The organism is Paenibacillus ginsengihumi DSM 21568, assembly GCF_000380965.1.
Lineage (GTDB): Bacteria > Bacillota > Bacilli > Paenibacillales > NBRC-103111 > Paenibacillus_G > Paenibacillus_G ginsengihumi.
Window position 1 is genome coordinate 1 of the sequence record NZ_KB905646.1, and the last position, 11,921, is coordinate 11,921.

Sequence of the window (11,921 nt, forward strand, 5' to 3'; positions counted from 1 at the left end):
GGAGCTGACGAATACTAATCGGTCGAGGGCTTAACTAAAATGCTAAAAGCTGCAGCGTATGTTTCGTATCCAGTTTTCAGGGAGCAACATGGAACCCCACAAAGTGAAGAAGAAGCTGGCGAAGTGAATTCCGAATACTTTGCGGGGGCCCCAGAGAACCTGAATACCCGTTTGGTGATGATGGCGGAAGGGAACCACGCGTACCCATACCGAACACGACCGTTAAGCCTTCCAGCGCCGATGGTACTTGGACCGAAGGGTCCCGGGAGAGTAGGACGTTGCCAAGCGGGCAAAGAACCTTGTTAGCTTTTCGAGCTGATGGGGTTCTTTTTTTAATATTACAGAAAGTTTAACTTTGCTAAAGCGATCAAGCGAAGCGAGAGTTTCTGTACCAAGAAAACAACCGCTAAACCGAGGTCGCTCTTCCCTGAATGGACGTCGCTAGACATTTCTTAATAAGACACGAAATTTCTTAGAGCATCATGGACATTAGGGACCGTTGACGGCCCAGGGCGTAAAGCAGATCACGGGCCAAGTTCAAAGGAAGCCGTTGCATTCCGCCAAAGCGCCCAGCCCCATCCGCTTCATGGGCGCCAGACGCTTCTGCAGCTTATCTCCCGTTGTGAATCATTGAATGGAGGGCCAAAGGAGCCACCTCTTCCCCTTCCTCCATCTCGTATAGTGCTTCGTCATCCGCATGCAGCACCTCCGTATGCTCAATCTCGGCAGCTTCCCCTTCAGTCAGCTTGCGGTCGAACTTGTCCTCGAGCTTTTCGATACTTTCCTTATCCATCCCGATTCTCCTTTCTGTGCAACAAAAATGAAACCGCAGATGCTCCGGATGCTCTTCCGTTAAGAAGGACGCGGATACTTGCATTTTTTCCTCATTCGGCGGACTTAGTCGTTACAGCTTTTCTCATACATAAATGGGCGGCCTTTTAGTGCATATTATTTGCATGGAAACGGCCAATACCGGAAATATGTTAAAGAGGAGTGAATCGGAAACGGTGAAACGTCTTGCTATTTGTTTGTTGACATTCTGCCTGTTAGCCGCTTGCTTGCCGCTTCATGCAGCTGCCGGACAAGCACAAGCAACCCAGCCTTATCATTACGGCTTCAAAAAAAGCAAAAACGGCCAGCTTCCTTCCATCGACGAAGAAGGCTTTAAAGACATCGTACAGCAGAACGAAGCGATTTTTCTTGGGGATACGTCGAAAAAAGAGCTGTATCTGACGTTCGATAACGGCTACGAAAACGGATATACGGCGAAGGTACTGGATGTGCTGAAGGAAAAGAAGGTGCCGGCGATCTTTTTTGTTACGGGGCATTATGTTCAAGATCAGCCGGAGCTGCTCAAAAGAATGGTAGCGGAAGGCCACTTGATCGGCAATCATTCCTGGAGCCATCCGGACATGAGCCGAATATCGGACAGCCAGTTGAAAGAAGAACTCGACAAAGTGAAGGAAGCCGTAACCCGGATCACCGATCAGAAGGATATGAAATATCTTCGCCCGCCGCGCGGCATTTTCAGCAAACGGTCGCTGGAGCAAAGCCGGCAGCTGGGGTATACGAACGTATTTTGGTCCGTGGCCTATAAAGATTGGGATACGAACAGCCAGCGAGGGGCGGAATACGCCTATCAGCAGGTGATGGGGCAGCTTCATCCCGGAGCGGTGATTTTGCTGCATTCGGTGTCCCGGGACAACGCAGAAGCTTTGGGGCGGATCATCGACGAGGCGCGGCGGCAAGGCTACGAGTTCAAAAGTCTGGATCAGCTGACGGTTAAAAATTATTAGACGAAGCACATAAGCAAATCGAAGCATAACAATGGAACAAGAGCCTGAGGGAAAAAGACGAATGTCTGCGCCTCGGGCTTTTTCAATGTTACAGAAAGATTAACTTTGGCTAAAGCGATAGATTTACGAAATCTCCATGTGCGCTTAACGCTGCGCGAATACTCGCTTCTTATGATGAAGGTGAAGGAAATGGAACATTCCGGCGGGTGATGAAGGAAATCCTTCAGCAAGGCGGGAGACGGGGAGGCATCATGATTCAATACTTATGGTTTGATCTGGGGTACACGCTTGTTAGAACGAACCGGGAAGAAGTGTACCGCCAAGTGCTGGAGCGCTTCGGCGCATTTCGCAGCCCGGAGGAGATCGCCTTAGCCTATCATCTTTCGGACAAGCTGTTCATGCGCGAGTTTCAGGGCGTTCTCGGCAAGGACAGCCGGGCATACTTTCCTTGGTATATCGGCACGCTGAACTATTTTTTGCGGCTCTCGCTGCCGATTGAGGAAGTCGTTCAAGTTCATCGCGATTTGGCCAGGGAGTGCCCTGTACAGTGGAAAGCTTACGACGGGGCGCTGCCCACGCTCCGCTATTTGCGAAGCCTCGGCTATCGGCTTGGCCTGATCTCCAATTGGGATGAGTCGGCTCGCGACGTATTGGCCAGGAACGGATTGGACAAGGAACTGGATGAGATCGTTATTTCTTCCGAGGTGGGGATGGAGAAGCCGAACCCAAATATTTTTCGGCTGGCCTTGGCTAGAGGGGGCGTAGCAGCGGAGCAATCGCTCTATATCGGCGACAACTATTACGACGATGTGGTAGGGAGTCGGGAAATCGGCATGCCTTGTCTGCTGATCAACGCTTACGGAAGCCGCGGCATCGAGGAGCTGTCGCATCGCCCCGTTATTTCCGGCATTCGGGACGTCGTTGCGTACCTTGGGCATCCCATGCCGCCAGAGCTGCTCAATACGGAGATCAATCGGCAAGGGGTATATCATGACAACGATAGCGGAAAAAATTGAGCTGCAGTTTGACGCCTTGAGCGCTGCGCAGAAGAAAGTGGCGCACTACATTCAAGTTAATATGCAGGATGCGGTGATGCAGTCGGCGGAGAAAATCGCCAGCAAGTCCGGCGTCAGCGAGGCGACGGTGCATCGTCTGGCCAAAGCGTTGGATTACCCGAGCTTCTCGGGCATGCTGCATGATTTGCGGCGGCATGTGCTGAAGGATCAGCGCGCGGTAAGGAACTTCCTGCTGTCGACGAGCCAGCAGGAGGATTCGTGGATCGAGAAGCATTTTGTGCAGGAGATCGATAACCTGCGGGAAACGATGGCCTGGACGGACAGGGCGGACATCCATCAGGCTGCGAGAATGCTGCTGGATGCGGAGCGAATCTGGACTGCCGGATGGCGGATGGGGCTGTCGGTCACTTCCTTTTTCAGCTTCGTCTTGAAATACATGCTGGGCAATTGCGAGATGATTCCTCAAGGAGGTGTGGCGGAATATGCTTCTTACCTGAAGTCCGGCGATGTCGTGTTCGTCTGCGGTTTTCCGAGATATTGCTCGCGTACCTTGAAGGTGTCGGCGCTGGCCAAGGAGCAGGGAGCGAAGGTGATCGTCCTGACCGATTCCGGGCTGTCCCCGTTCGCGAAGCTGGCCGACATCTCGCTCTTCGCTGCATGCAAATCGACCGGATTTCTCGATTCCTACACAGCGCCGCTGTCGGTGGCGAACGCCCTGATCAACGAAATTTCGCATCTGGACAAAGCGCGGGTCAGGGCGAACATCGAGCAGATGGAAGTGATGTTCAAGGCGTTTCAGGACAATTTCGAATGGATGAATCGCTCTAAATCAAGGTGACGGGAAAGGGTGTTTGGATGGATATTACGATCATCGGCTGCTGGGGAGCTTACCCGGAGAAGAACGAAGCGACTTCAGGATATTTTGTCGAGAGCGAAGGCAGTAAAATATTGCTCGATTGCGGGAGCGGCGTACTGTCCCGGCTGCAAAACTATTGCTTACTTGAAGAGCTGGACGCTGTCATTGTAACCCATGCTCATGCAGATCATGTGGCGGACATCTTCAGCCTGGAATTCGCCATCCTTATTCTGATGAAGCTCGGCAGGCGTTCCAAGCCGCTCGACGTTTACGTGAACCGCGAGGCGCGCGGCATGATGGCATTCTCGTATCCGGACAACATGCGCGTGCATTGGATCGGCGCGGATACGGAGCTGACGATCGGAACGGTGCAGCTGGCATTCTCCGAGAACGTGCACGATATTCCGTGCCTGGCGGTCAAGCTGACCTCGCGGAACGGCAAGACGCTCGTGTATTCCGGCGATACGGGGTACTGCCAGGCGATCATCGATTTTGCCCGCTCGGCGGACGTGCTGCTTATCGAAAGCAGCTTTTACGATTGGCAGGCAGGCCTCATGAACGGGCATTTGACGGCGGGCGAAGCGGGGCGCATTGCGGCGCTGGCCGGCGCCGGACTGACGATACTGACGCATTTTCCCCACTACGGAGAGCTGCAGCAGCTTGCCGCGGAAGCTTCCAACCATTATGACGGACCGATCCGCCTGGCCTCCTGCGGCATGCACATTCACCTTTAACACTGAATACGGGAAAGGGGTTTTAATCTGTGTTCAAGCTAGGAAAAACGTTCATGACCGGCTTTACCTCTCTGATAATCGTATCCATGGTCATGACCGGATGCGGCAGCAATAGCAGCGGCAATAGCGGCAATAGCAGCAATAGCGGCAACAACGGAAGCAGCGGAAGCAGCGCCGCTAATGTCAATAACAGCAGCGCTCCGGCATCCGGCGAGAAAGTTGCAGGCGGCACCGTACGGGTCGCCATGGCGACCGAGCCGGACAACCTCGATCCTTACTTGTCCGCAGCCACGGACACCGGATCGATGATGGACAATGTGTTCGACGGATTGTTCGAGGCGGGGACGAACAGCGAACTGGTGCCCGCATTGGCTGAATCGTACAAGGTGTCCGAGGACGGACTGAACTATACGTTCAGCTTGAAGAAGGGCGTCAAATTTCACGACGGCTCGGACTTGACGTCCGAGGACGTATATTATTCCTACGCCAAGCTGTCGGGACTGAACGGGAATAAGCCGCTCTCCTCGAAGTTCACCGCGATCGAATCGATCGATACGCCGGACGAGCATACCGTCGTCGTGAAGCTGAAAGCGAAGGACGCAGCTTTCCTGGCGGCCAACATCGTCGCGATCGTTCCGAAGGATTACGAGCAGCAAAGCACGAAGCCAATCGGGGCCGGGCCGTTCAAGTTCGCCTCGTATACGCCGGGCCAGCAGCTCGTTCTGGAGAAGAACGAGCAATTCTACGACAACGCCCGCAAACCGGTGCTGGACCGCGTGGAATTCAAATTCATGCCGGATGCCAACGCCTCCGTACTGGCCTTGAAATCCGGCGAAATCGACATGCTGCCAGGCATTTCCGCCCAAGGCGCGCTTCAGCTCGGCAGCGGATTCCACATCGTATCCGGGCCGCAAAACATGGTTCAGCTCATGGCGCTCAATCATGAGGTTCAGCCGCTGAATGATGTCAAGGTGCGCCAGGCGATCAATTACGCGATCGATAAGGACATCATTATCCAGACGGTTGCGGACGGCAACGGAGCGAAGCTCGGTTCCAATATGAGTCCGGCCATGAAAATGTACTACCAGGAAGGATTGGACAAGCGTTACGAGCCCGATACCGAGCAGGCGAAAAAGCTGCTGAAGGAAGCGGGGTACGAGAACGGGTTCAAGCTGACGATTACCGTTCCGTCCAACTACAAGTTCCATGTTGATACGGCCCAGGTGATCGCCGAGCAGTTGAAAGCCGTCGGCATTGAAGCGACGATCAAGCAAATCGAGTGGAGTAGCTGGCTGGAGGACGTGTACAACAATGCCAAGTACGAAGCGACGATCGTCGGCTTGACGGGCAAGCTGGATCCGCATGAGGTGCTCGGAAGGTACGAGTCGACTTACGCGAAAAATTTCTTCAAATTCAGCAGCAGCGAATACGATGAGCTGATGAGCAAGGGCCGCCAGGAAATTGACGAGAACAAGCGGGCCGAGCTGTACAAGCAGGCGCAGACGATTCTCGCCGAGCAGGCCGCCGCCGTGTATATCATGGACCCGAGCCGATCGGTGGCGCTGAAGGATCACTTGCACGGGTTTACGATGTACCCGGTACAGAAATACGATTTTGCCGCGATGTATTACACCAAGTAACGAGGGGATCGCCCGGTGAGATTTTATATCCGCAAGCTGGTCACTTTGGCGTCCACCGTCCTGCTTGTATCGGTTATTACGTTCCTCGTCTTTCAAGTGCTGCCGGGAGATCCGGCGCAAATCGTGCTCGGCGTCGACGCTGATCCGCATCAGCTGGCCGAGCTGCGCAGGACGATGGGGCTGGAGCGCCCGGCGGCCGAACGCTATGCGGCCTGGATCAAGGAGGCGGCGGCCGGCGATTTGGGCGAATCGCTCCGTTACCATCGTCCGGTGAAGGAGATCGTGGCCGAGCGAATGCCAGTGACGGTCTCGCTGGCGTTGATGTCCCTGGGACTAACGCTGCTCATAGGCATTCCCCTCGGCATCTATGTCGCGCGGCAGGACGGCAAGTTCTCCGCGCTGGTCCTGTCGGCGTTGACCCAGCTGGGGCTGGCGGTGCCGTCGTTCTGGCTGTCATTCGTCTTGATCCTGCTCTTTTCCGTTGCGTTCAAGTGGTTTCCGTCGTTCGGCTACGTTCCCTGGAGCGAGAACCCGGCGCAGGCTTTCCGGTCGCTGCTGTTGCCTTCCCTGGCGCTCGCCATTCCCGGCATCGCGGTCGTTATCCGGTATTTGCGCAATACGCTGCTCGACCAGGCGCGGATGGACTACGTGCGCACCGCCAGAAGCAAGGGGTTGCGCGAGAGAGCCGTCATGTACCGGCATATTTTGCGCAATTCGCTCATTCCCGTGCTCACGATCGTCGGCTTGCTGATCGCCGATACGCTGGGCGGCAGCATCGTCGTGGAAAATGTATTTGCGCTGCCGGGGCTCGGCAATCTGCTCATTACCTCGATCGGCACGCGCGACCTGCCGCTGCTGCAGACGATGGTGCTGTATATTGCGGTGATCGTCGTTTTGATTAATTTTATCGTCGATATTCTCTATATGGTCATCGATCCGCGCATTCGACTGAAAAGGTGAGCATGATGAAATGGAAACAGCTGATTCGCAGCAAGCTGTTGGTGATTGGAGCCAGTATGATCGCTCTGCTGTTCGGGCTGATGGTGATAAGCCTGTTTTACACTCCATACGAGCCCAACGCAATGAACCCGGCGATGCGCCTCGCTCCTCCGCAGCCGGCCTACTGGCTCGGAACGGACAATTTCGGGCGCGATATTTTCAGCAGAATCATGGAGGGCACGCAGACGGCCTTTCTGATCGGCTTGCTGTCGGTCGCGATCGGCCTGTTCTGCGGCTTGATCATCGGCGCCGTCGCGGGATACGCGGGGGGCTGGCTGGATGAGATTCTGATGCGGATTATGGATGCGAAGCTGGCGTTTCCCGGCATCCTGCTGGCGATTATGCTCGTCTCCGTATTCGGTCCCGGGCTGGGCAACACGATCGTCGCCCTCGGCGTGATGAGCATCCCGGCGTTCGCCCGAATCTCCCGCAGCGGATTTATTCAGTACAAGGAGTTCGTTTTCGTAAAAGCGGCTAAGGCGAGAGGGGCGGGGCCGCTGCGCATCGTCTTTCGCCACATTTTGCCGAATATGACGTCGCCGCTCATTGTCGCCGCCTCGCTGCGGTTCTCCGGCTCTATCCTGGCGGAAGCAGGACTCAGCTACCTGGGGCTGGGCGTACAGCCGCCCGATCCGAGCTGGGGCCGCATGCTGAGCGAAGCCCAGCCGTACATCGTAAACGCTCCATGGTACGTGATCATGACCGGCGCGGTCATTACGGCGATGGTGCTCGGCTTCAATCTGCTGGGAGACGGGCTGAGGGACGCATACGACAACAAGGGTTAGACACGGATGACGAACAATCCTCAATCCTTCGTCATCGTTCACCTGCGGTCCGCTGAAATTTTGTCGGCGGATCAATGCCGAATTTTCAAGATAGGAGGGGGGCCGTCATGGCAAGCGCCTTGCTTGAATTGCGGGATTTGGAAGTCTCGTTTGCGATCGGCGGCAGAACGTATCCGGCGCTGCAGCAGCTTGCGTTTGCGGTCGGGGAGCGGGAGACGGTCGGCATTGTCGGGGAATCCGGCTGCGGGAAAAGCTTGACCTCCTTGTCCGTTATGGGCTTGCTGCCCGAGACGGCAGCCATTACGAAGGGCGGAATCGTCTGGAACGGCAAGCTTCTGGACACACAATCCCCGAATGGCTGGAGTGAGGTAAGAGGCAGGCGGGTATCGATGATTTTTCAAAATCCGATGTCGGCGCTCAACCCGCTGATCCCGGTCGGCAAACAGATTGCCGAGATGGCTGTAATCCATCTCGGCGTGCCGAAGCGGGAGGCGAAGCGGCTGGCTATGGAACGGATGGCCGACGTCGGCCTTTCCCGGATCGAGCGGCTGTACGACGATTATCCTCATCAACTCTCCGGAGGCATGATGCAGCGGATCATGATCGCGATGGCGCTCATTTCCGGCCCGCAGCTGCTGATCGCCGACGAGCCGACGACCGCGCTCGACGTGACGATTCAGGCGCAAATATTGGAGCTGCTGAAGGAGCTGAACCGTTCGACAGGCACCGCGATGCTGTTCATTTCGCACGACCTTGGCGTCATTCGCGAAGTGTGCCGGAGGGTGATCGTCATGTATGCCGGATATATCGTGGAAGAAGCGCCGGTGGAGGCGATATTGGAGCGCCCCAAGCATCCGTATACCGTCGGGCTGCTGCAGTCGCTGCCCAGCGCGGACAAGAGAGGGCAGCCGCTGCATACGATTCCCGGCCGGGTACCCGCCTTAACCGACCGGGGGGCCGGCTGCCCGTTCGCGGGCCGCTGTGCGAGCATCTCGGAAATATGCAGAACGACCGTACCCGAGCTGAAGCCGATCGCGGGCGGCCATCGGGTACGGTGCCATCTGTATACGGACGGGGGGAAGGAGCAATGACGGAGGCGCTGATCGAGGTTCATTCGCTGGTCAAGCATTATCCCGTGCCGAGGCGGGGACTGTTGGAGGAGAAGCTCGTGCTGCGGGCGGTGGACGGCGTGTCTTTCCGCATCGCGGAGGGGGAAATTTTCGGGCTCGTCGGCGAAAGCGGCTGCGGCAAGTCGACGACGGGGCAGCTGCTCGTGCAGCTTGTGAAGCAGACACAGGGGGATATCTTCTTCCAGGGCCGACGTATCGGCGCGAAGCTGTCCGGGAGCGAGCTGCGGCGGCTTCGCCGCGATATCCAGATCGTGTTCCAGGATCCGTATTCCTCCTTGAATCCGAAGAAGACGATCGGCTGGACGCTGGAGGAGCCGCTGATCGTTCACCGAATCGGGGACCGGCGGACGAGGCGGACCATCGTCGCCGAGACGCTGGAGCAGGTCGGGCTCGATCCTTCTTATGCAAGCCGCTACCCGCACGAGCTTAGCGGGGGGCAGAGGCAGCGCGTCGGTATCGCCGCAGCTCTCGTGCTGTCGCCCCGCTTCATCGTTATCGACGAGGCGGTGTCCGCGCTCGACGTATCCGTGCAGGCGCAAATATTGAACCTGCTGAAGGAGCTGCAGCAGCGGCGCGGTCTTACGTATTTGTTTATTTCCCACGATTTGAACGTCGTGGAATATATCAGCGACCGGATCGGCGTGATGTATTTGGGGAGAATGGCGGAAATTTTCACTACCGGTGCGGAAGGCGCCGAGCCGCTTCACCCGTACACGCGGGCTCTGTTCTCATCGATTCCTGACGTAAGGAAGGCAAGGGAGCGGGTCCCGCTGCAGGGAGAAGTGCCGAGCCCGATTCATCCGCCGGCCGGCTGCGCGTTTCATCCGCGATGTCCGTTCGCGATGGATCAATGCCGCAGTCTCGTCCCGGAATTAAAAAGCGTCGGCCCGGGGCATGAAGTGAGCTGTCATTTATATTAGGAAGGGGGCGAACCTGTTCCGATGAGAATAGGCGTCATATCGGATCTGCATGTCGATCTAAATGAGCTTGCGGGCGAGCCGCCAGTCGAGGAGGCGCTGCTTGAGGTCGCCGCCGAAAGCGAACTGGACGGCCTGATCGTTGCCGGCGACATTTCGAACGATGCAAGCCGCAGCCTGGCCGTCCTTCATCTGCTGAAGGAGCGCAGCGGACTTCCCGTGCTGTTCGTGCCCGGCAATCACGATTATTGGAGCAAGGACAACGGCATTCGCGATACGTGGCACCTGTACCGCCAGTTTCAAATGTTCGATGGCTGCTTGAGCGAGCGGCCGTATCTGTTTGGCGATGAATGGGTGGTCGTCGGAAATACCGGCTGGTACGATTATACGCTGGGTGAACCGGAGTACTCGCACGACGAGTTCGAACGCATGCACGCGATGGACCGGACGTGGCAGGACAGCCTGTACGTGAACTGGGGAATGAGCAACGGGACATTCACCGCTACTTCTATGAGCGCATGGAACGGGAGCTGGCCGAGCATCGCGGCCGTCCGATCATCATGGTCACCCATATGCTGACGCATCCGTATTTTAAAGTGCCGATGCCGCATCCGCGGTGGTCCTATTTCAACGCCTTCCTGGGAAGCGCGGAATACGCCGATCTTTACCGCCAATATAATGTCCGCTACGGCATTATGGGCCATGTTCATTACCGGAAAACGTTCGCTGCTGAAGGGACGGAAATGATCTGCGCCTGCCTGGGATACCGCCGGGAATGGAGGCAGGCGTCCGTCGTCCAAGAAATTCGCGATTGTTTGTACATTTTAACCCTGTGATTGAATGAATACATGATTACTACAGGATATAAGCGGTAAGGTGAAGGCAATTTCAACAGTGAAAGGGTACACTCAGCTACCCTTTCACTGTTGGAATTGCCTTTTATTTTTTGTTTAGAAAATGGGAACGATTTGCCCAAAAAATCCGTTAATATATTAGGATTTAAGAGAGGTGAATACTAAGTACTTTTGTCTGTTTGAAGATGCTTATTGTAATTATTCGTATTTTTTACCAATAAAAGAAAATAGTCCCATTATACTATTGTGGAAATATTAGGAATATATATATAATTTTGAGTGTAATTGAAGTATTGATTACTATACCAAAAAAAAGGAGAATGTCGTATGAAGAACTTGAAAAAGAAAGTAATATTGACGAGTTGCGTATTTACTATGATTTTTTCTGTATCAGCATCAATTTCCGCTGCCCAAGACTCAACGCAAAATCTTCCTTCGAAAAGTATAGTGCCTTATGATGTGCCTGTTGGTTATGGGGCAATGGGATGGGATTGGCCTACTACGGGTGAAACAATCTCTGACGGTTGGGGATGGACGGGTTCACGTTTTCACAAGGGAATTGATATTGCAGTGTATAAACAAAACGTCTATGCTGCAGCAGACGGGGAAGTATTAGGTTCAGGGGTGTATTCTGATTCTGTTCAATATGTAACCATAAAGCATGATCAGAATGCTATCGAGCCTGGAAATACACATAACAAACTTGTCTCAAGATATTTGCATTTGGTGAAAGGATCACAAAAAGTGAAAAAAGGTGATAGGGTAAATCAAGGACAAACTATTGGTACATCTGGTAATTCTGGTGCTTCTGATCCAGGGAAAGATAATAATTATCACCTTCATTTTGATATCAACAATAAATCTGCTGAATTTCCATCAAATAATGATACGATAGATCCGATGCTTTTTTATCCATATAATTTTGGCTCTATACCAAACATAGTGCTTGACAACATGTAGAGCCAAAATTGAAAAACATCTGTACATTCCATAAGATGGTTGTGCGACCAATCCAACTCGAGGAATGACAGATGCACAACCAGTATACTGATCTTTTAGTCAATTTACCAGAGGTAAATGTTCAACAGATTGTGGAAATTGATGAGCAAACGATCCATATTCAGGTTGTTCCAAAGTCACGCAAGCAGGCTTGCGCCATTTGCCGTTCGGATCGTTCGGTCATTCGCAAAGGCA

13 protein-coding genes, 1 rRNA gene and 1 pseudogene are annotated in these 11,921 nt (G+C 54.5%); 14 read left to right on the forward strand and 1 reads right to left on the reverse strand.

Translation table 11 applies throughout. The features are described 5' to 3' along the window. Positions 1-170: 170 nt before the first annotated feature. Positions 171-287 (forward strand): 5S ribosomal RNA (gene rrf, locus F591_RS0125665). Positions 288-610: 323 nt separating this feature from the next. Here the strand turns inward: rrf and F591_RS0125670 are convergent. Further along, positions 611-793 (reverse strand): hypothetical protein, encoded by a 183-nt coding sequence (locus F591_RS0125670; RefSeq protein WP_019537450.1) that lies wholly within the window; start codon positions 791-793, stop codon positions 611-613. A gap of 187 nt (positions 794-980) precedes the next feature. Between F591_RS0125670 and pdaA the strand changes: the two genes are divergently transcribed. The 13 genes and pseudogenes from pdaA to F591_RS33725 form a co-directional block, all read left to right on the forward strand. Then, on the forward strand, positions 981-1,796 hold the full coding sequence (gene pdaA / locus F591_RS0125675) for a delta-lactam-biosynthetic de-N-acetylase (protein WP_083935625.1): 816 nt from the start codon (positions 981-983) through the stop codon (positions 1,794-1,796). 251 nt (positions 1,797-2,047) lie between these two features. Then, positions 2,048-2,812, forward strand: coding sequence for an HAD family hydrolase (locus F591_RS0125680; RefSeq protein ID WP_051109266.1), 765 nt, complete (start codon positions 2,048-2,050; stop codon positions 2,810-2,812). Further along, positions 2,787-3,650, forward strand: coding sequence for a MurR/RpiR family transcriptional regulator (locus F591_RS0125685; RefSeq protein WP_019537453.1), 864 nt, complete (start codon positions 2,787-2,789; stop codon positions 3,648-3,650). The genes F591_RS0125680 and F591_RS0125685 overlap by 26 nt, the downstream gene beginning before the upstream one ends. Positions 3,651-3,667: 17 nt before the next feature. Beyond that, positions 3,668-4,402 carry an MBL fold metallo-hydrolase gene (locus F591_RS0125690; RefSeq protein ID WP_019537454.1) on the forward strand — a complete coding sequence of 245 codons (735 nt, stop codon included), beginning with the start codon at positions 3,668-3,670 and terminating at the stop codon, positions 4,400-4,402. Positions 4,403-4,431: 29 nt separating this feature from the next. Continuing rightward, positions 4,432-6,042, forward strand: a complete 1,611-nt coding sequence (locus tag F591_RS0125695; RefSeq protein WP_019537455.1) for an ABC transporter substrate-binding protein — start codon at positions 4,432-4,434, stop codon at positions 6,040-6,042. A gap of 15 nt (positions 6,043-6,057) precedes the next feature. Further along, positions 6,058-7,002: an ABC transporter permease gene (locus tag F591_RS0125700; RefSeq protein ID WP_019537456.1), complete on the forward strand. Its 945-nt coding sequence runs from the start codon at positions 6,058-6,060 to the stop codon at positions 7,000-7,002. Positions 7,003-7,007: 5 nt separating this feature from the next. Beyond that, positions 7,008-7,826 (forward strand): ABC transporter permease, encoded by an 819-nt coding sequence (locus F591_RS0125705; RefSeq protein ID WP_019537457.1) that lies wholly within the window; start codon positions 7,008-7,010, stop codon positions 7,824-7,826. Positions 7,827-7,933: 107 nt separating this feature from the next. Further along, on the forward strand, positions 7,934-8,917 hold the full coding sequence (locus F591_RS0125710; RefSeq protein WP_019537458.1) for an ABC transporter ATP-binding protein: 984 nt from the start codon (positions 7,934-7,936) through the stop codon (positions 8,915-8,917). Beyond that, entirely contained in the window at positions 8,914-9,876 is a 963-nt protein-coding gene (locus F591_RS0125715; protein ID WP_019537459.1) for an ABC transporter ATP-binding protein, read from the forward strand. Before F591_RS0125710 ends, F591_RS0125715 begins: the two co-directional genes overlap by 4 nt. Before the next feature lie 21 nt (positions 9,877-9,897). Further along, the gene (locus tag F591_RS29150) at positions 9,898-10,452 is read left to right on the forward strand and encodes a metallophosphoesterase (protein WP_245581138.1); all 555 of its coding nucleotides are present in this window, start codon (positions 9,898-9,900) and stop codon (positions 10,450-10,452) included. After that, positions 10,392-10,709: a metallophosphoesterase family protein gene (locus F591_RS33175; RefSeq protein ID WP_245581139.1), complete on the forward strand. Its 318-nt coding sequence runs from the start codon at positions 10,392-10,394 to the stop codon at positions 10,707-10,709. The genes F591_RS29150 and F591_RS33175 overlap by 61 nt, the downstream gene beginning before the upstream one ends. 345 nt (positions 10,710-11,054) lie before the next feature. Beyond that, complete coding sequence (locus F591_RS30985) at positions 11,055-11,687, forward strand: M23 family metallopeptidase (protein WP_083935624.1); 633 nt, start codon at positions 11,055-11,057, stop codon at positions 11,685-11,687. Between the two features lie 71 nt (positions 11,688-11,758). Further along, a pseudogene (locus F591_RS33725) lies at positions 11,759-11,921 on the forward strand (ISL3 family transposase); the annotation flags it as partial.

Excerpts from the sequence above, each read along its gene's own strand:
- F591_RS0125670 (WP_019537450.1), bottom strand. The coding sequence starts at position 793 with ATGGATAAGGAAAGTATCGAAAAGCTCGAGGACAAGTTCGACCGCAAG.
- pdaA (WP_083935625.1), top strand. The coding sequence starts at position 981 with ATGTTAAAGAGGAGTGAATCGGAAACGGTGAAACGTCTTGCTATTTGT.
- F591_RS0125680 (WP_051109266.1), top strand. The coding sequence starts at position 2,048 with ATGATTCAATACTTATGGTTTGATCTGGGGTACACGCTTGTTAGAACG.
- F591_RS0125685 (WP_019537453.1), top strand. The coding sequence starts at position 2,787 with ATGACAACGATAGCGGAAAAAATTGAGCTGCAGTTTGACGCCTTGAGC.
- F591_RS0125690 (WP_019537454.1), top strand. The coding sequence starts at position 3,668 with ATGGATATTACGATCATCGGCTGCTGGGGAGCTTACCCGGAGAAGAAC.
- F591_RS0125705 (WP_019537457.1), top strand. The coding sequence starts at position 7,008 with ATGAAATGGAAACAGCTGATTCGCAGCAAGCTGTTGGTGATTGGAGCC.
- F591_RS0125710 (WP_019537458.1), top strand. The coding sequence starts at position 7,934 with ATGGCAAGCGCCTTGCTTGAATTGCGGGATTTGGAAGTCTCGTTTGCG.
- F591_RS0125715 (WP_019537459.1), top strand. The coding sequence starts at position 8,914 with ATGACGGAGGCGCTGATCGAGGTTCATTCGCTGGTCAAGCATTATCCC.
- F591_RS29150 (WP_245581138.1), top strand. The coding sequence starts at position 9,898 with ATGAGAATAGGCGTCATATCGGATCTGCATGTCGATCTAAATGAGCTT.
- F591_RS33175 (WP_245581139.1), top strand. The coding sequence starts at position 10,392 with ATGGAACGGGAGCTGGCCGAGCATCGCGGCCGTCCGATCATCATGGTC.
- F591_RS30985 (WP_083935624.1), top strand. The coding sequence starts at position 11,055 with ATGAAGAACTTGAAAAAGAAAGTAATATTGACGAGTTGCGTATTTACT.